This window comes from Chryseobacterium sp. W4I1 (assembly GCF_030816115.1).
Lineage (GTDB): Bacteria > Bacteroidota > Bacteroidia > Flavobacteriales > Weeksellaceae > Chryseobacterium.
On sequence record NZ_JAUSXQ010000001.1, the window covers coordinates 2440246 to 2460245 of the forward strand.

Annotated in this window: 14 protein-coding genes; 2 read left to right on the plus strand and 12 right to left on the minus strand. The window is 34.9% G+C overall.

The window, feature by feature from the left end:
• Nucleotides 1-5: 5 nt before the first annotated feature.
• Nucleotides 6-1178, minus strand: a complete 1173-nt coding sequence (egtB, locus tag QF044_RS11370) for an ergothioneine biosynthesis protein EgtB (RefSeq protein ID WP_307267149.1) — start codon at nt 1176-1178, stop codon at nt 6-8.
• 222 nt (nt 1179-1400) lie between these two features.
• The gene (locus QF044_RS11375) at nt 1401-2384 is read right to left on the minus strand and encodes an L-histidine N(alpha)-methyltransferase (RefSeq protein ID WP_307267151.1); all 984 of its coding nucleotides are present in this window, start codon (nt 2382-2384) and stop codon (nt 1401-1403) included.
• Nucleotides 2385-2754: 370 nt separating this feature from the next.
• On the opposite strand from QF044_RS11375, the gene QF044_RS11380 reads away from it, so the two are divergent.
• On the plus strand, nt 2755-3321 hold the full coding sequence (locus tag QF044_RS11380) for a helix-turn-helix domain-containing protein (protein ID WP_307267153.1): 567 nt from the start codon (nt 2755-2757) through the stop codon (nt 3319-3321).
• A gap of 88 nt (nt 3322-3409) precedes the next feature.
• Complete coding sequence (locus tag QF044_RS11385) at nt 3410-4894, plus strand: serine hydrolase (RefSeq protein WP_307267156.1); 1485 nt, start codon at nt 3410-3412, stop codon at nt 4892-4894.
• A 71-nt stretch (nt 4895-4965) separates the two neighbouring features.
• Here the strand turns inward: QF044_RS11385 and QF044_RS11390 are convergent, their stop codons facing one another.
• The 10 genes from QF044_RS11390 to QF044_RS11435 form a co-directional block, all read right to left on the minus strand.
• Nucleotides 4966-6102, minus strand: coding sequence for a 1-acyl-sn-glycerol-3-phosphate acyltransferase (locus QF044_RS11390; protein ID WP_307267158.1), 1137 nt, complete (start codon nt 6100-6102; stop codon nt 4966-4968).
• 391 nt (nt 6103-6493) lie between these two features.
• Nucleotides 6494-7039, minus strand: a complete 546-nt coding sequence (locus QF044_RS11395; protein ID WP_307267160.1) for a hypothetical protein — start codon at nt 7037-7039, stop codon at nt 6494-6496.
• Between the two features lie 121 nt (nt 7040-7160).
• Nucleotides 7161-9368, minus strand: coding sequence for a peptidase domain-containing ABC transporter (locus QF044_RS11400; protein WP_307267162.1), 2208 nt, complete (start codon nt 9366-9368; stop codon nt 7161-7163).
• Between the two features lie 6 nt (nt 9369-9374).
• Nucleotides 9375-10604, minus strand: a complete 1230-nt coding sequence (locus tag QF044_RS11405; protein WP_307267165.1) for a lanthionine synthetase LanC family protein — start codon at nt 10602-10604, stop codon at nt 9375-9377.
• Nucleotides 10588-13590, minus strand: coding sequence for a lantibiotic dehydratase (locus QF044_RS11410; protein ID WP_307267168.1), 3003 nt, complete (start codon nt 13588-13590; stop codon nt 10588-10590). The genes QF044_RS11405 and QF044_RS11410 overlap by 17 nt, the downstream gene beginning before the upstream one ends.
• A gap of 206 nt (nt 13591-13796) precedes the next feature.
• Nucleotides 13797-13979: a class I lanthipeptide gene (locus tag QF044_RS11415; protein WP_307267171.1), complete on the minus strand. Its 183-nt coding sequence runs from the start codon at nt 13977-13979 to the stop codon at nt 13797-13799.
• 80 nt (nt 13980-14059) lie between these two features.
• Nucleotides 14060-16207 (minus strand): outer membrane beta-barrel family protein, encoded by a 2148-nt coding sequence (locus tag QF044_RS11420; RefSeq protein WP_307267174.1) that lies wholly within the window; start codon nt 16205-16207, stop codon nt 14060-14062.
• A gap of 812 nt (nt 16208-17019) precedes the next feature.
• A complete protein-coding gene (locus QF044_RS11425; protein ID WP_307267176.1) occupies nt 17020-18045 on the minus strand; it encodes a hypothetical protein in 1026 nt (341 codons plus the stop codon).
• 31 nt (nt 18046-18076) lie between these two features.
• Nucleotides 18077-19075 (minus strand): hypothetical protein, encoded by a 999-nt coding sequence (locus QF044_RS11430; RefSeq protein WP_307267178.1) that lies wholly within the window; start codon nt 19073-19075, stop codon nt 18077-18079.
• Between the two features lie 577 nt (nt 19076-19652).
• Nucleotides 19653-19991, minus strand: coding sequence for a hypothetical protein (locus QF044_RS11435; protein WP_307267180.1), 339 nt, complete (start codon nt 19989-19991; stop codon nt 19653-19655).
• Nucleotides 19992-20000 lie beyond the last annotated feature (9 nt).

Consider the following 20000-nt stretch of genomic DNA (forward strand, 5'->3'; position numbering starts at 1 on the left):
AAAAATTATCGGGCTAGCCTGATTCCTGTCAACTGCCATTTCAGTCCGGTCTGGAAAAAATTACGGTAAGTATTCCTGCTATGTCCAAAAGGTGTAGCATCGGAGGCGCCGCGCAAAACCATCTGGTTGACCATAAATTTTCCGTTATATTCTCCCACGGCTCCGGCTTCTTTTTTAAAACCCGGATAAGGCAGATAAGCAGAATTAGTCCATTCCCATCGGCTTCCCCAATCAAAATGACGGGAAGCGACTTCCCATTCTGCTTCGGTTGGGAGGCGCATTCCTTTCCAGGATGCAAAGGCGGAGGCTTCGTAGAAACTGATGTGACAAACGGCATCGTCAGGATCTATTTCCTGTAAACCGTTTAGGGTATAATTCATCCATTTGTCGTCAATGTAATGCCAATATAACGGACATTGTGTTTGATTCTGCTTTACCCAATCCCAGCCTTCTGCATGCCAGTACTTGAAATCTTCGTAGCCGCCGGCCTGCATGAATTCGAGATATTCGGCATTGGTTACCAGTCGGTCAGCAATTTCAAAATCGTTAAGGTAGACCTTATGTCTTTCTAGTTCATTATCAAAACAGAAGCCTTCACCGTTGAAGCCTATTTCATAAACTCCTTCGGAAAACTTTAGCATTTCACCCTTTCCAGAGTTTTCTTTTTTTGAGATCGGTTCTTTTTTATAAGCCGGAAAAAGCGGATTATGACCCAGAATATATTTAATATCAGTCAACAGTAATTCCTGATGCTGCTGTTCATGATTAAGACCTAATTCCAAGAGAGGTTCAATGGCTTCGGTCATGAACCGGCTTTGAAGAAAGATCTTCATATGCTCATCTACATACTTCCGGTATTTATAAATATCCGAAACGGAAGGCCTGCTTAAATTTCCACGGTCGGTACGGATCACTCTTGCCCCGATAGTTTCGTAATAGCTGTTAAAGACAAAATTATACTGTTCATCGAAAACTTTATAATCAGGAAAGTTGGGAATGAGAATAAACGTTTCAAAAAACCAGGTGGTGTGACCAAGGTGCCATTTCGGAGGGCTTACATCAACGATAGGCTGTACCACATAATCCTCGATTTCCAGAGGGGCACATATTTCTTCTGAGTGTTTCCGGATATCGGCATATTTTTTAACTAAATCTGATGTTGCTGTTTCTGGTGTCATGTTCTTTAGTTTTGATGATTTTAACTTTGTTTTTCTCCCGAATGTTGGACTGAAGCAGATTAAAAATATTTTTTTTGGAGGTTTTTAAATCTGTTGAGTATGATTTTTAACTCAAAGTTTTATCAATTCAATGTGTTATTTTAGGTGAGCAAAGAGGGCGACAAGTCATAATTTATTTATGTGCCCATGATGAAACACTAATAATTTTCGCCTGCTTGTTTTTTATTTTACCTGCCAGACGGTATCTACAAACCATTTTTTGGAGTCTTTGATTTCGCCGACATTTTCAAAACCGGATTTTTCTCTAAGCTCTTTTATTTTGTCAGTGGAAAATTTTTGTGAAATTTCCATGTCGATGAGCTCATTTTCTTCAAATGAGATATTTTCATTTCCTATCGTTACAGTCTGATCTTTCAGGCTTACGAGAAAACTTCTGCAGGCTCCGGTAATGGGATCGTAAGTCTGATAATGCTGAAACTGGCTCAGATTAAAATCAGCTTCCAGGTCATTGTTGATACGCGTCAGAAGATTCAGGTTAAAAGCTGCTGTAATTCCTTCCTTATCGTTGTAGGCATTTAAAATAATGTGAGGATTTTTTTTGAGATCGAAACCAATGAGTATCCTGTCGCCTGAGGCGAGGTTTTGATTTAAGCTTAAACAGAAATTTTCAGCTTCTTCGATATCCATATTGCCGATATTACTTCCTAAAAATAAGATCACTTTCTTCCTGTCAGATAAGGAAGCTGCCTTATGAAGCATTTCAAAATATTCGCCTTCGAGGCAGGTGATTTGAAGCGCAGGAAACTGACTGGTTAGTTTTTCATTTAAAATAGAAAGTATATTTCCGGAGATATCAATAGGCATATAGGTGAAATTGGTTCCTTTTTCTACGAGATAGCTGAGCAAAAAGGTTGATTTCATGGCGTCTCCGGCACCCAGCTCAATCAAGTCAAAAGGTTCGTTCCCGGGAATGAGTAGTTTAGCCAGATCTGCGGTTTTGTTTTTAAAAATATCGAGTTCACATTCGGTAAGATAATAGTTAGGCATCGCCATAATTTCCTGGAAAAGACGGTCGCCTATTTTATCATAAAAATATTTTGAGGATAGCTTTTTAGGACTGTTTTTTAAGCCCTCCAAAACATCCAGACGAAAACTGTCAATAGGATGATCTTTAACTCCGGAATGTGGTTTTAACTGTAAATTCATATGTTTTAATTTGTGTGTGGTTTATAGTTAACTACAACTATCTTGCCGCCCCACCATTGAATTCTATATAAGCATACCACACTTTTACATTAATTTAAATATACGATTAATTAATATAAATGGTTTGTATACCTATTTTAACAAGAAAGCGAAGTATGACCAATGATTTGGATGATCAGACAGAGAATGAATAAAAATACTAAATATTTAAAGGCAGCAGGATAAAGTAATGTAATCCATTTTTACACTTGATCATGGGTTACATTATTATTTTTCTATTGTTGGCGTTTCTTTTTTCCAGTATTGAAAAAGATGTAAATTAGCATACAAAAAGGAATTAAAAACGTCTTTTTCAGAAATAACCCATACTATGTCTAAACTAAAAGCAGTAAGAGAACAGAAGAATCTGACCCAGGAAGAATTATCAGAAAAATCAAAGATCTCTGTACGAACTATCCAACGGATAGAATCCGGAACGGAACCCAAAGGACATACCCTCCGTGCATTGGCACAAGCATTGGAAATACAGGAAAGTTCATTACAGGATAAAGCACCAATCACTGCAACAAATGATCTGAAAACGGAATTAGAAGAAGAACAAACTGATATCAATTTTTCTTATATCAAAATTATCAACCTTTCATCATTACTGTTTATTATCGTACCGCCTTTCAATATTCTTGTTCCTCTTATTCTGATGTTTAAAATGAAACAGAGAAACAGCCTGGCGAAGCAGATTATTTCAGTCCAGATCCTATGGACCATAATCGCCCCTATTGTCTTTATGCTTGGAATCTTTTTAAAGCTCGGGCGCCAGTTTACATTGGTTCTTATCATACTCATTATACTCTCCAACGTATTTATTATCCTTCGCAACGCAGCAGGATTAGACCGAAACAGAAAACTTCACTACAAACTGAATTTCAGCATGATATAAATACTGTCAGTATCTTGTCGGGTTTTTGTCGGGTTCATTTCCAGCAGGAAAACGGATAAAAATTTAATCTTTGTCAAAAATCTTAACGATGACAAAGTACGCTCAATGTATTCTCTTTCTTTTTACAACCTTCTTTAGTAATGCTCATGCACAAATAGAAAGGACCAACAGTCTTTACGGAACAATTATGTCAAGAGACAGCCTGTTTTTTTCAGTCGGATTCAATACCTGTAATGTTGGCCAAGTAGAAAATCTCCTCAGTGACCCGTTTGAGTTTTATCATGATAAAGACGGTATTTCAGATAAAAAGAAATTCATGGCCGATTTTAAAAACGGGTTGTGCAAAGCACCGGATACCTACCGGGCAAAAAGGATTCTGGTAGACAAAAGCACCGAAATTTATCCTATGTACAAGGAAGGAAAATTATATGCTGCCATTCAGAACGGTGATCATCTGTTTTATGAGAAAGAAAATAATAACCCTGAAAAATTAGTGGGTTCAGCCAAATTTACTAATTTCTGGTTTTTAGAGAATGGAGACTGGAAAATGGCAAAATCATTAAGCTTTAATCATGAAGCAAAGCACGACAATCAGGAAACAGCATTGGATAATGATAAAGAGATTGAAAGTTGGCTGAAGGAAAATAAAATTCTCACACTGGGACTGGGAATCATTAAAAATGGTGAGCTGCAGCAGGTAAAGGTTTTTGGTGACATAAAAAAAGGTGTTTCAGCACCTTATAATACGTATTTTAATGTAGCTTCACTTACCAAACCTATAACAGCAATGGTGGCACTGCGTCTTATAAGCCAGGGAAAATGGAAGCTGGATGAGCCTCTGGATCAATACTGGACAGATCCCGATATTCTAAACGATCCGAGGCATAAAAAACTAACGACGAGAATAGTGCTGACCCATCAGACAGGTTTCCCGAACTGGAGATGGATGAATAACGATAAAAAATTAAATTTTCAGTTTGATCCGGGAACAAAATATCAGTATTCAGGAGAAGGTTTTGAATACCTGCGTAAAGCTTTGGAAAAGAAATTCAGAAAACCGCTCGAACAACTCGCCCGGGAATTGGTTTTCCAGCCGCTCAGTATGAACGATACCGGTTATACCTGGAATCAGAATACCGATGAATCGAGGTTTGCCATTGGTTATAATAAGGAGGGTAAACCTTACCCAACAGAAAAAATAAAAAGAGCCAATGCGGCGGATGATCTTCACACGACCATAGAAGATTACGGAAATTTCATGGTAAGTATCATGAAAGGTAAAAACCTGACGGCTGAAGTATTTCATGAAATGACGACAAAACAGGTAAAAACAAAAAACGATAAATATTTTGGGTTAGGTTTTGAAATTTATGATTTAGGAAATGACGACTATGCTTTGTCTCATGGTGGATCAGATCTTGGTACCCAATGTATTGCATTTATACTTCCCAAATCCGGAAATGGGATTCTGATATTTACGAATGCAGATGATGGATATAAGGTATTTGAAAAGCTGCTTGTTCATTATTTAAGTGAACAAGGAAAGAAAATTATTGAAATAGAAACAAAATAAAGCACTAAATGTATATCTCTACAACTGTCTGCATCCTGAAACGGCAAGCAGACAGTTGTAATTATAAATTTTTAAAAGCTTTGTTCAGCCTTCATTCTATTGATCAGGGGATTGGCATACATCGCTAGGAAAAACTCTTTTGAAACGGCATCAGACGGATCTATCCGCATTTCCAGCCTGCGTACAAACAGCTGTTTTTCCTGTTCCGTATATTGTGTAGCGTAAGTATCAGTATCATGAAGCAGGTCATAGGCAATATACTTGGTCGGCCAAAGCTTGTAGTTCTGTATGATTGAATTATCAATGACCTGAGCAATAGCCTGCAGTTGCTTATTTTTGTTTTCTATTGTAGCTGCAATCTCATCAAGTTCCGTATCCAGTACGGTACCGGCATGAAGGTGTATGCGCTTTTTCTGCCCCAATACGCCGCTGAGCATGGTCATAAAATCCTCATCCTTCCCTTTGATGTATTCCTCATCTCTGTGTTGAGCCAGAAGCTGTGGCATTTTCAGGGAATCGGTAGGATCATATTCATAAGAAATAGATATGGGAACAATCTTTAATGTTTTAAAATAATCAGTCAGAGAAAGGTCTCCAGCTGCCATGGCAAGCATTTTGAGCACACCCTGCTGGGTAGCATCATTTCCGTCTTTGGTACGGCCTTCACGCTGGGCTATCCAAACGGAACGCTTTTCCTCGTGCAGAAGCTGTTCAATATATTCGGACATGGTCTGCGAACTTTTCAGCTGCTCACGGATCGGCAGACCTCGCTGAACTAAAAAGTTACGGTTCAGTTTTGCCAGTACATGTAAAAATGTTTTCTGAACAAGGTTATCACCAATCGCTGAAGATGTCATGATAAATTCCTTTTCGAGCAATACAAGATTAAGCAGTGAAGTATCCAGAACAATATCCCTGTGGTTGGAAACGAAAAGATAAGGTGTATTTTTATCCAGCTGGTCAAATCCCGAAGTCGTTAAGCCTTCCGAACTCTTCGCCAGGATCTGACGAATCGTGTGAGCGATAAATTGATGCTGAAAATCGCTGATGGAGTGAATATCCTTAAACTGTTCACGCCACACCTGCTTGTCGGTATCAGGAAAAGTGAAGCTCATCAGTGCCGTCATCATAGGATCACAGGCTATACCACGCAATGCTTCATTTACTTCACTATCATAAAAGGGCCTGATTTCATCGAACTTCGACATGCAATTATTTAAAATTAATACTATTTTGCAAAAGAACAAAAATTTATTGAGGGGACCTTACAATGTTTGTTAAAGTATTATGATTGACGTTTAAGTTTAGTGTGACTGTAAATTTCTAGTAGAATAAAAACATGGCTAAACAATTTTTTTTATCTGTTCTTTTGTCTTGAAACAAAATGAACCAAAAGTTCAAGGCTGGAATCTTCCGCTAAAAATGAAAACTTGCTCCTAAAATCCCCAAAACTCGTGCGGATTCAAGATTACTTTTTCAGTTCTATATTTGGTCCGCACTCAGACAGTGGGAATTTTTTAACGGATCAAGTTTTAATTTTTTTAACGCTACAGCTTCCTAGGCCGATGGTATGGTTAACACTATTAAAAAAGGAAACAATTATTTTACTTTTTCCAGCAAGTATAATTTAGCACCGGAAAAAGCCAGTTTAGGCATCAGGTTTCCTTCCAAAACCATCGTTTTGTTGTTGACGTCAATTACTGAAATATAATTGTTGGAATTGTATTCTATATAGTTTTCTTTTTCTTTGGTCACCGGATTCTTCCCGAATTCCATAGAATACTTCACCCAGTCTTCTTCTCCTGAACTGCAGTGTACGGGTTTGAATTTGGATTTTTTAGCTTTGAAAATAATCTGATCAAAACCTTCCGTACAGTCTGAGGTAAACGAACTTTCCGGGTTCTGATCATTGGTAAAGTCTTCAAAAGAACCTTTATATGCACCCACTACTTTCCAGGTCCCATCCACTCGGTCTTCATCTATTTTCCCTTTGGCTTTGCTTACCGCCCAGCTAATGCCGTTAACGGTTCCTTTTACAGCTTTATAGCTTACGTTGACGGCACCTTTAACTACTTTAGCGGCGGTAGATACGACGCAGGAATTGAGAATGAAGGTTGCTGAGGCGAGGATAAGAATTTTTTTCATGTTGTGAGGTTTATAGATGCGAAGATAGATTTTTTAAAACAATATTATAAGGTTATTATACATCTAAATCAAACTGTTGACCTTCTATCATAGTTCTCAGAGAAAATTTTCCATTCTTAATCTAATTACCAAGCTCGAGCTGATTTTTAACCAAATTATAGTATTCTTTTTTTGTATCTACCAGATACCTGTGATTTCCTTTCTCTACAATCTCACCATTTTTAAGGACAATTATTTGATCAGCATTTTTAACAGTAGAAAGACGGTGTGCAATAATCACTACTGTTTTTCCCCTAAAAAAAGATTGCAGATTACCATGTATAATTTTTTCATTGTCAGCATCCAATGCAGACGTAGCCTCATCAAAATATATGTATTCAGGATTCTTATAGACTGCTCTTGCTATTAAAATCCGTTGCTTCTGGCCTCCGGAAATACCATTTCCAGCTGCCCCTATCTTTGTCTGAAGGCCTAGTGGGAGCCCATCTATAAAGTCTTTAATATTGGAAACTTTAACAGCGTGTTCCATGCGATCTTCATCGATGTGTTCATCCCCGGTTGCAATATTACGTTCTATACTATCTGAAAAAATATATCCATCCTGCATTACAGCTCCGCAATTTTCTCTTATACTTTTCGGTGACAAACTTAATATATCCTGACGATTATAGAAAACACTTCCCGCTGCTGGATCGTAAAATCTTAAAAGTAATTTCATCAACGTAGTCTTTCCACTACCGCTTGCACCTACAATAGCAGTTATTTTTCCTTTAGGAATAAAAAGATTAATATCTTTTAATACAAATGGTGATTTTGGTCCCTCATATTGAAATGACACATTCTTAAAATTAATCCCATATTCATTAAATTGATCTTTAAAATCTGGTTTGTATAATACTAATGATTTCAATCCGGCTTGCTCTTCCTCGGGATGTTCCTGTAATTCGTTTAATCTCTTCAAACTTAACTTAGCATCCTGTAAAGAACGAAAAAAATTAACCAACTGATTAACAGGACTATTCATTTGCCCTATAATATATGATATGCTTAATAGGGTTCCTAATGACATATAGTCAATTACCACGAAATAGGCGGCAAGAAAAGTGACGAGAATATTTTTAGTTTGATTTAGAAACTCAAAACCTGAAAGCTGTATCTGATTGATTTTTAATATTCTGAGATTAGTTTTAAAAAGTTTTTGCTGTATGTTTTCCCATTCTTTTCTCTTCAGATCTTCATATTGATTTAATTTCATTTCAGAAACACCATTAATAATCTCATAAATAGATTCCTGATTTTCACCACGTTGATGAAATCTAAAATAATCGATGATTTCTCTTTTTTTCAACCAAAAAAGTGACCATATAACGGATACTACCGTTAAGACAACATACACTGTTAAAATCCTGTAGTCATAGTACCATAACACTCCGAAGAATACAGAAAATGTTATCAAAGAAAAGAGGGTTAAAATACTTTGCGATGTAAGAAACTGTTCAATTCTTTCATGATCCTGAATTCTTTGGCTAAAATCACCTAAAAGTCTGGTATCAAAAAATTTTATAGGAAGCTGAAGTAGTTTTTTAAGGAAATCTGAGATAATTTTTATACTGATTTTGGTCCCTATTTTTAGGGTAATCCAATTCCGGATAATCTCAAAGACTATATTACCGGAGAAAAAGGCCAATTGAGTCAGTAAAATGATTCCTATAAGGTTTATGTTTTTTTTGTTTACCCCATTGTCGATCAATTTTTGGGTAAGGATAGGAAAAACAACGGTAATAGAAGCGCCTAATGTCAGTAAAAAGAAAAGTGAGAAAAGCTGTTTCTTATAAGGCAACAGAAATGCTGCCAAAGTTTTATAGGAGATTGTAGTTTGTGTTTCAATGTTTTCATTTTTATAAAACCGTTCTTCCGGCTCCAATAGTAATGCTATTCCATGCTGTTCGTTCGTAAGCCAGTTTTTTTTAAATTTCTCTCCGTCGAAAGAAATAAAACCATACCCCGGATCAACAATCTTATATATTTTCTTTTTACTGAATATTTTCTTTTTAATACTTTGTAAAACAACAAAATGATTTTGATTCCAATGGATTATACAAGGTAATGTAATGCTTTCTAAATCTTCCACACTTAATTGAGCACCCATTGAATCAAACCCTAATTCAGTAGCCGCTTCATGCAAGCCAAGTAGTGATACACCATCCCTGGTAAGAAAGGATCTATCCCGTATATATTGAAGACTAACCTCTCGTCCATAATGAGAGGCAATCATAGAAAGACAGGCCGGGCCGCAATCCATCTGGTCATGTTGAGGAATAAATTTCATAAGCAGCTATATCCCGGTTAATAATAATTCATTATGGGCAGGCAGCTTTTGATTCTGTCCCTGCATAAGCGTAATTCCAATTCCAGCGATTCCCCAAAAAAAAGAATATTTAGCAGAGGGATGAATTTCCTGATTGTCTTCGTAGTCAAATTGAAAACCTGCCAGCGATTCTTTATCCGAATTCCAATAATCCGTTATTTTACTATACCAATATTGAGATGATACATGGTAAAGATCTTCTAATCTCCTGTCATAGATATCATTGAACATATGATATAAACCAGAACAACCGTAAAGAATGCTTGCATCCTGTGTATGATTGTGTTTTAATTTACGCTGTGCAGATGCATCCAGCATCTGTTTTATAGTATCCTCAAACTCCTCGAACTTAAATACCTTTGCTGCATTGGAAAGGGCATATAATATTCCAAGATCTCCATAGCACATAGAAAATTGAGTTTCTGTCGCCCTCTCAGGAGCAGGAAACCTATAGGAAAAAAAACCATTTACCTGATCTCTTTTCTGATTCATAACAAATGATACTGCTTTATAAGCAGTATCTTTAACTTGCTGCTCATTTTCTTCTGAAATTTTATATTCAACGATTTTTGTTAGAAAATTGATAATCATTGCCGAACCATGTGAAAGTCCTAAATAGATTTGATTATCAAAACTTGGAGATGGCCAGTATATTTCTTTTTCGTTATGTATAACGGCATTGTCTATAATTGAAGTTACAATTTCGTTTAAAACATTTTTAGAGTAGGAACTCTTATTATATTTATACTGATTAAGAAAATAATATCCTCCGGCAAGACTTCCGCTGAAACAGTCATAATCTTTTCTTTCAAGTTCTTGTTTTACCGTTTCATGCAAAACATCATCCAGGTATAAATAGTATTCAGAAAAATCATATTGATGGTCAAAATTATTTTCTATAAACAGCATGCCTCTGCCAAAGCTTGCCAATGTCTGAGCTACTGAATCACCTTTATATTTTGGTTTATATTCATTGTCTAAAGAAATCTTTGATATCAAATTAATAGATTCTTCAATCATCAGTTCTCCTTTTTCCAGAAATTCGCTTTTGCCATAATTTTTGTGGCCATAGTAATAAAGCAGAGCAGCTCCCATCTTCCCATATTCGATAGATGCATCTGAAAAAATAGAAATATTTTCATCTATTTCTCTTATAATACTTTCAATAATAGCTGGAGTTTTAACTTGTCTCATCATTTCTATATTTAATTGAAGTATATGTTTTAAACATGAAAAAGTATATAATAAATTCATGCATTCTAGCCTTCGTCAAAAAAATACGGTTCATATTCATATGAATGTAATCCTGAAGAAGAGTAATATATGCAGAACCAGATGTGGTTTTTTTTATTAATAATGCTAGTTCTTTAATATTTTTCGATCTGCAAAGAAATGGGTCTATAAATTCTTTTATTTCAGTGTAATCATTTTGTCTTATTACGGATTCTAAAAAGTCTCTGTTTTCCCTGTATTTTTTATCAAGGGATTTTTTAAATTTCTGAACATATTCGGGATTTGAATGGTCAACGTGTTCAGGCATAAATGCCTGATATAGCTGTTCAAATAACCGAATTTTATCATCAATGGAAACTTGAAAATCATTCATCAACTGATCCAATGAAAAGACACCTGCTTTCCATCTGACCTCTTCAGTAAGATCTTCAATTTTAAGAAAATCCATGATAGCCAGACTGTCATAACAGAACATTTTCTCCGACAGTTCTATAGTCTCAGGCCCATATCTTTCTATTTCACGGTTATAAGTATCAATCTCAAAGGAGGTAACAATATCATTTTCCAAAAGATCTGAAAGCATTTTATTCAAATACTGAAGACTTTCTTCATCAATTTTTTTCTTTATTCGGAACCTCACGTGATACTCAGGGTCTTGAAATCTAAGAAAAAACCATGGATGTTCCTCATTATTGCTCCCAATGTGATCTATATAATTAGCCAGAACCTCTTTTATGATGATATCTGCATATTTGTGACTTGTGTAAATCTTAAAGAAACTCCATTCGTCACCAGGTAAATATTTTCTTTGTTTTGATTTTGGCTGTTCTGTAAAATCTTTGGAAACCAGGCTAGAATTGTTCGGAACAGTGAATGGAAAAATGAATTCAGATGCAAATAATTTTCCCTTTTCATCGGGTAACTGAAGTGGTTCAAAATATTCGTAAAGGAAAATGGTTTCTTTACTAATCTGCCTTGTTAAAATATGTAAAGATGTATCATTTCTAGTATCCAATACTAAAATATTATCCCTTTCTTTTATAGTACATGCCTGAGGAATATATTTCTCCTTGATGAGTATTTTTAATTTTTCAACTGTCATTGACTTATCCATATCAATCCTCCAGCAGGCTTCTTTTAAAATAAATTCTTTATATTCCACTCTTGGGAGAAAACTGTTTTTTTCCAGAAATCCCCAATTCCACATAAATCCCAAATCGATTCCATTAAATTGATAATCTGCCAAAAATTTTATAACTGGCAACTGGTTTTCGCTGTAATTATAGGCATTGGTGAATTTTGGTTTTATTTCTTTATTTACCTTTTTTGATCTTAATTTCAGTCTGCCATCCTCAAAACGGACATAAATATCATTAATCAATATAACACTGCTATCATTATTTTTACTCTCTGAAGCATAGGGTAATTCATAAGTATGAAAATTTGGGCGTTGCAGTACATTACCCAATCTATCTTCTCTATGATGAAGCAATTCTACATGAATTAAGTTATGAGTGTCTTTTTCAGTTATTGTTTTTAAATCCTCAGCTAATGCTGCATCATGATAGGCAAATCTTGATAATAAAATTGTAGCTAGTGGAGTGGGAATAGGTGATACCGGAAGAAATTTAAAATTTCCTGCATCAACATCTTCTTGAGATTTACTGATAAATGATCCGAATATATGGTTGTTGTGTCCAAAAGAAAGTGGTGGATCTTGTTTTTTGCTTACTTGCTTTATATCTTGTTCAGTCAAGATAATTGGAGTAAAGACGCTGGGAGAAAAACAATGAACGTATTTATCCAGAACCAGCTTGACTATAGGGGAAATATTATCATGATCGTCTTTATCTTCGAAAGTGAAATATATATTTTCCAGCAATGGTGTGTTCTCAAGGTTACCACTTATGTGAAAGTCATAACCCACTCCAAAATCCGGATCAAGGGCCTTAACAAGCGGAACTTCCATTGTTTCAAATTTCTTTTGGAATCTCTTAGTGAAAGTAGCAATTCTATGATTAGGTTTACTTTTCACTAATGGGATTAACTCTTCAATTCTTTTAGATAATAAAGAAGTTACATTTTGATTGACATATTTACTAGACAATTTCACTAGTGAATCAACTTGAACAATCTGTCTGTTCTCATTAATTATTTCTTTAAATTCAGATGCTTTTTTTTCAATTTCTTCAACAATGGTATTCGAATTAAAAACATCATATTTATAATCCTGAATAGTATTGATGGACCGTAAAACATCTGACTTGCAGCCATATTGAGCCAAATATTTTTCCAATTCAGATAAAGGATCATCTAAACTCGTCATATAAGGAGGAAGTTTATCAACTAATATTTTGCTTTCTATGAGGGAATTGATATATTCCATAGCCTCATCATCATCAACGTCCGGGATTAGTTTCAGAATCAAATTTTTAATTTCTGAGACTTTAACACCATTTTCAGATAAATTGATAATAGAATTTAATATAGAGTCTTTAGGAACTTCAGCTAGTTCATAATCATAACGTGGACTCCAGCTGATATATCGCCATTGATCTCCACTTGTATATAAGGTATTATTTATAAAATAAGGAATATTTTCATTATTTTCAGCAATAATAATATCTTTTAATTTTCTTAAGAAAAGTACATCTGTACGCACTTTCAGGGCAAGGCTATCATTTTCTAAGAGAATGTTTGTTTCTCCCTGATGCATTTTGCCTGATGCAAAACCTGCAAATAATCCATAGGGTGTACATCTGGTACACATTCTGGAATAGTATTTATATAAACTTTGTAAAATTCGATCGGAAGGATCAAAAATGATTTCATTATTTCCCAGCCAATCTAATGCTGTAAAATAAAAGGTTCTTGAAGCAAGATATAAGGCATTGAGAAAGATCGTTTCACTAAAATATTTTTTGACGCAATAAATATCTTCTGCCATCATTGAGTCATTTAGAGATCTCATGTTAGCTAACGGAAGGGTCGATATTCTGACCACAAAAAATTTTGTAGGAATAATGAAGTTTGCTTTCAATTTCTTATTTTATAAATGAGTAATAGTTTTTAAGAAAGTAAAATATAGGGCGCTGTAGCTTTAGAAAAAAAATAGAAACCCTCCCAATCTTTCAATTGAGAAGGTTTCGTAAGAAATTAGTTAGTTGAACCAGTTATTGAAGTAGTGGTGCAATTATTCGTTACTGAAGTAGTTGTACAATCACCATCTCTTACTGGTGCTATTGATTTGTTACCTCCTTTTACAGTACTTAGCTGTCCTTCATTTAATTTTGCAATTGTTTTCTTGTTTAATTGCAGTTTGCTGAATTTTTTGTCCATGATATTAAAATTTTATAATTTTGGTCTCTACTCTCTTAAAGGATTTTCGAGTTTCTCCTGCACGCGTGTATTTTTAAAAATTAATTTGCTCTTGATTTTTCTTCAAATTTTATGTTCTTTCCGGTACCTTTTACTTTATTATTTCCAAAAGAATAGTTCACACTAAGATTAAATCTCCTTTGGTCAAAATAGTTGTAAAACTCATTACGATAACCTGCATTATAGGAATATCCTTCACTCGTCAATGTCTTAAACAGATCGCTTACCGTAGCACTAACATTTAGTTTCCTATCAAAAAATGAGGCCTTAATTCCAGGTGAAAAATTCATTTGGGTTTTAATTTTCACATTAGAATAAACATAAGGCAGGTCATGCCAGAAATTCAATAGTAAAGACCATGTTTTCGCTTTGTTTAAGCTAATTGTATTATTTATGGTATATGAAAATGAAAACATTTCAATTTTTTCCGCCTCCGGTATAATAGGTCTGGTTGATGTGTAGGTTCCTGTGGTACTTAATGATGTTTCCCATATTTTAAAAAAAGTTTCATTATAACTTAATTGGAGCCCTGCTTTATTCTCATTATATGCGTTTTCAATTACATTAGTATAAATACCATCTATAAGACGCGCAATATTAGACAATCCATTTTTATTGTACTGGCCATACAAGGTTGCACTCAATTTATTTTTAAACGTATACGTCAGCTCAACATTATCATTAAAAGAAGGGGACAAGGTTGGAGTTCCTGTAAAATACATATACGGATTCGTGTACCATCTGAAAGGATTAAGAACCTGAAAACCTGGACGTTCTATCCTCTTTGAATAGCTAACGGTAACCGTATGGTTGTCATTTGGTTTATACCTTAAATAAGCAGTAGGAAACAGCCTGCCATATTCACCTTCAGCAATATCTTTTTCTGAGCCTGGTGTAGTGCCATTAAACTTAGTATACTCATATCGTAAGCCTGCTTTTGCGGACCACTTCTCACTAAAATCTTTTTGAAAACTTAAGTATGCAGCATAATTATATTCTTTATAATGAAAAATATTACTATTAGCAGGAACTCGTATGTAATCAGCACCTACCCTACTAAAATACTCAACATTAGACTTGTTATCAAAAGCAGTGTATTTCACACCAGTTTCAATATTTCCCCATTTATAAGGAAGTATAAGATCTGCCTGGCCTGAATAAATACTATAATCCATATTGCTATTATTTTGTACCACTGTATTAGCTTGTGTAAAATTATTCAGGGTATTAAAATCATTTACTTTATCAGGGGCATTACTCAGATAATTTGCAGTTATACTTAGCTTTTTCCCTAAGGTATCCAATTTAAGATCATAATAAGCATTAACAATATGGGTTGGCGTTTTCCAGGATTGATTTTGGATCGTTGAAAATGTTGAATCAATAATTCCCGGATGTTCATATCTGCTAGATCCATTTGCATCCATACTGCTATGTTGCCTGTTAAAGTCGTAAATAATACCTATATTTTGTTTGGTATTAATCTTATAATCTATACTATAATTAAAACCTAATATTTTTACTGCATCCTTCCTTGTTTCACTGGTGTATATGCTGTTGTCCGGCCCTATCAGACTACGGGTTCCCTTGGGCCGAGTAGAATTATTATATTGCCGGATTTTAAGTGATGTACTAAGCTTTTTCGATTGAAAATTAATAGTAATCCCGGATCCAAATCCATAATAACTTGTTTTTTGATAAGATCCATTCACATTACCGCTCCAACCTAAATTTGGATTTTTCTTAAAGATGATATTAATCATTCCGCTGTTACCCTGCGCTTCATATTTAGATGGAGGAGTCGTGATTACCTCAATTTTAGCAATATCATCTGAGCGTAGTGACTGCAGATACCCCGTCAACTCACTTTGAGAGAGATTAAGGATTCTATCATTTACCATAACAACAACATTTCCCTTTCCTACGATGGATACATTTTCATTCTGAATTCTTATTAAGGGTGTATTTCGTAAAGCATCTAAACCATTCATTCCCTGAGATGCTATGGAATTTTCAACATTAAAAACCAGACGATCAACCTTTCGTTCAATGAGTTTTTTTGAAGCTGTCAGATTTACCGATTCTATTTTTACCGATTTATCTTCAATTTCAATTTTGCCTAAATCTATATCTGTATTAAGGCTTATCTTCTTATCAAAAGAATTTTTACCAGAGTGTTCAAATAGCAAATTATAATCTCCTTTTTCACTTTTTAGTAGAAAAAATACCTAAACTATCTGTTAGGCCATTTATGATCAAACTTTTATCAACATTTTGTAATCTGACAGTACTGAATGCAATGGGTTGTTTACTATTATCTACTATTTGCCCTTTAATTGAGAATTCTTGTGCATATATTACTCCACAGTTAAAAAGTTTAAAAACTAACAGTAGAGAAATAAATTTGCTGACACTCATATAATGGTTAATAATTCCTCTCCAAAGGAAATAATTTTTCATCAATTAACCTAATTTTTTTAATAAAAATAAACATTTTTATTTTTTATTTAAAAAATTAACAATTAAAACCCTGATATACAACATATTAAATTATAAACAATTTTATATAAAAAACAGCTAATTCATTATTTATTTTTCACATTTAACATAATATTTCTCATAAAAGGGAATATTATACAACTAAATCACATCTCTCTCCATATTAAAAAGTCAATAAAGGATCTTTGATTTTTGAGGGAGAGAAATTAGACAATCAAGCCTATATATTATTCTTCTAGTATCATTTTTTAAACCAGGAGCAAAATTTTCAGGAATTCAGGATAAAAGCAGCTGAATAGAGGTATATTATTTTTTTCCATATCATCAAGTTTATTAGGATACGAAGGTAAATTTCAAAAAATATTATATACATTCCTCCAGTATAGATTTTCAGCTCAGTGTTTTATTGCTTTTAAAAAAGTATATTTTTAAAAATAAAAAAACAGCAAAAACCTACATCTTTGCTGTTTTTTTTATTGTTTCAACAGTATTGCGTTCGCAGTTATTTCTGTACAAAAATACTGTGTGGAATAAGAATGTCATCTCCCTCCCTTCCATATTGTGGTACAATAAATCCTTTCGGCTCATACCGGTTGGTTCCGGAATTATAATACCAGTTGGCACATCCGCTTATCTGGAGTTTAATATGGTAAATATGATCGTATGCCTGTTGTTGGAAAGCCCCAAAATCCGGCAGGGACTTGTGGAGATCATCAAGCTCCTGGCCATAGGCATCATGCAGTCTCATGGCTTCTGTACAGGCTTCCTGATAGGTAAGATTGTACTGGTGGCTCAGAATGAAGATAATGTTCAGGCTTTCACTTTCTATTTCAAGCTCTTTTTTCAGAGAGGCAAAATCATTCTGGATTACAATAATCAGGGAAAGCAACTCCCGACAACGCTGTACAACAGGATGATTATAGATAAAAACCGGCAGCGGGGAATTCGTAGCAGGATCTATCAGGTCTCCATAAGGCCACATCCCAATTGAATATTTTCTGAAGCTGAGATAATGCGGAAGTAACGGATAAGTTCTTTTTTCAGCCTGTTTGAAAGGGATTTCCTCCACCATTCCATAGATGATAAATTCATAAAAATTAATGGCTACACGATCTATCCAAAAACGGGGCATAAATGTTTCCCATTCTTTCCTTGCCTGTGCCATCTGCCGCAGAATACCAATTTCATCCGGCTCGGGATCATCGCCCATCATGACCTCATATACCCGTTCTGCCATTGCTTTCAGTTCTTTTGCCGGCGTCATTCCGAAATAGTCATCAAACAGAGTGATATAGATCATCAGCCTGGCACAGGGGCGCATCCGTTCTATACTGTCGCAGGTAGGGTTCATATAAGTAGCTACGCGGGACAGGAACTGGGGTTTACATCTTTTTATTCCTTCTTCGGAAATAAAAGTATAATCATTGTCATACCACTCCTTTTCTTCATCGTCAAAGGCATTGGCAATTGGGCTGGTAACAGTAGGCCAAGGGTAATGGCATTTGGGAACAATTAATTCTTCTCTCATGATTTATTTTAAATGAAAAGTTATTTTGATACTATATTTGGTTTAGTCTTTCTTTCAGCTCTCTGGCTTCCGGAAACTCCATGGCATTGTAGCGGCCCAGCTTTGTAGAAATATTTTTCCAGCCGCTCAGGACCATGCTCATATAATGTACCCAGTTTACTACAGCATCCTGCCAGACACCAAAGTCAGGCAGCGAGGATTGAAGATTTACAAATTCTTTTAGATCTTCATTATGAAGACGCAGATCTTCCAGACATGCATCCTCCAGTGAGATCTGGCGTTCGTGCTGGATGACTTTAACAATATTGTAATAGATACTGTCGGTGGCCTCATCTTTCACTACAGACTGTACTTCGTTGAAATAGGTCACCAGATGACAGGCCAGGGTCTGCAGACGACGAATGACCGGATGTTCATGTATTTCCTGTGGCAGAATAATTCCTGTTTCTACTTCTGTAAGCTGCAAAAAAGGATACAGGCAGATAGAATCTTCCCTTAACGCGATACATTCTTCTATGGTTGGGAACATTTTTTTCTCCTTATATATGAGCTCGGTTTCCAGTCCGGTAAAGTACCTGCTGATCATCTTTGTAAACCGGATTATTGATTCCTGAGGGATAAACTGCAACAGCTCCTGCCTTAATGAAGCGAGCATAGATCCCAATGGTATTGTTGATTCTTCAGCGCTGATATCACCATTGAGAACTGCAACGGACTGGGTGTGTATTTTTTTAATATCTCCGGATGCACTTTCCTCATAAAGGTCGTCATTGTACAGTGTCCACAACATCAGTCTGCAGATAGGTTTGAACCGTTCAAGCGATGCTGTGGGAAACCATTGTGCGGCAATATGTGCCGTTTTAGTTTTCTTATATTTTTTGCGGAGTTCGGGGTTCTGTTGATAAAGCCAGAGATATTCTCCGTCTATCCATTGGTTTTCGGTAATTTCCTGCAGCTGGTCTGCATGAGGATTCTTTAATGTCGGGAACGGATAATTAAATTGTTTGTTTAATAGTTCAAGTGTGTTCATGGTTTTATATTTTACTGTTTTTTCACATAAGGATAATGTTTTATAGGTACAGTTAGTCCAAAAATGAGTCACTGATAAATAGAGAAAATTTAACATCACCAAATCCCAGCCTAGTCAGAATCATTTGTAATCCGGGTCAAATAAGAGGTTGATATCAAATAGCAAATCCATATTAAGATTATACTTTTGTAATGGGATTGTGTAAGTATTAGAATAAGGAACAGATCACTTCCCAAACTTTATTGCAAGAATAATTTTCATAAATTTTAATTTGATGATTAATATTTTTACGGCATTAGTTTATAACAATGAAAATAATAAAAAATATAATAGAAATCAAATTTATTTCACATAGTATTGATAAAAAAAACATCATAACATTCTGAAATTATAGCATTAACAGGCTTTTAAGATTAAAAAAGAATAAGTTAAATATAGATTTCAACCTGATTTTTTTATCATTTACCTATTTTTTCATTCCCTATTTATTAACAAAAAAAGCTCTGAAGATCATAACATCATCAAATCTCCTAAGAATTATTCTACACATCCTTTGGTCATAATCAATGCACAATAACTAAAAAATATCAATTTCAATAGCAATGTCTATATCTCCTATTTCTATACGGTTTATGGTATCTAACTGAAATGTCCCTTTTGCTGAAAAAGATTTATTGTAAGTTATATCATCGCCTGTATTGCCTGATGGCCATGTTAAGTTGCACGCAAAAAAACCTTCGTTAACTGAAAATGTTTTTGAAGGCGTATCAACAAAAATATCCTCCTGACTGATCTCTACCTGCCAATTTTTGCAGGCATAATTTTCCGGCTGTGTATTGTTTAACACATCATTCCAGATGTTATAATCATTGCTGAATTTTTCTGCAATGTGATCTTTAATCTTGTTAATTTCCATGGTTAATAG

Coding starts and splice junctions, on each gene's coding strand:
- egtB (WP_307267149.1), bottom strand. CDS start 1,178: ATGACACCAGAAACAGCAACATCAGATTTAGTTAAAAAATATGCCGAT.
- QF044_RS11375 (WP_307267151.1), bottom strand. CDS start 2,384: ATGAATTTACAGTTAAAACCACATTCCGGAGTTAAAGATCATCCTATT.
- QF044_RS11380 (WP_307267153.1), top strand. CDS start 2,755: ATGTCTAAACTAAAAGCAGTAAGAGAACAGAAGAATCTGACCCAGGAA.
- QF044_RS11385 (WP_307267156.1), top strand. CDS start 3,410: ATGACAAAGTACGCTCAATGTATTCTCTTTCTTTTTACAACCTTCTTT.
- QF044_RS11390 (WP_307267158.1), bottom strand. CDS start 6,102: ATGTCGAAGTTCGATGAAATCAGGCCCTTTTATGATAGTGAAGTAAAT.
- QF044_RS11395 (WP_307267160.1), bottom strand. CDS start 7,039: ATGAAAAAAATTCTTATCCTCGCCTCAGCAACCTTCATTCTCAATTCC.
- QF044_RS11400 (WP_307267162.1), bottom strand. CDS start 9,368: ATGAAATTTATTCCTCAACATGACCAGATGGATTGCGGCCCGGCCTGT.
- QF044_RS11405 (WP_307267165.1), bottom strand. CDS start 10,604: ATGATGAGACAAGTTAAAACTCCAGCTATTATTGAAAGTATTATAAGA.
- QF044_RS11410 (WP_307267168.1), bottom strand. CDS start 13,590: ATGATGGCAGAAGATATTTATTGCGTCAAAAAATATTTTAGTGAAACG.
- QF044_RS11415 (WP_307267171.1), bottom strand. CDS start 13,979: ATGGACAAAAAATTCAGCAAACTGCAATTAAACAAGAAAACAATTGCA.
- QF044_RS11425 (WP_307267176.1), bottom strand. CDS start 18,045: ATGAGAGAAGAATTAATTGTTCCCAAATGCCATTACCCTTGGCCTACT.
- QF044_RS11430 (WP_307267178.1), bottom strand. CDS start 19,075: ATGAACACACTTGAACTATTAAACAAACAATTTAATTATCCGTTCCCG.
- QF044_RS11435 (WP_307267180.1), bottom strand. CDS start 19,991: ATGGAAATTAACAAGATTAAAGATCACATTGCAGAAAAATTCAGCAAT.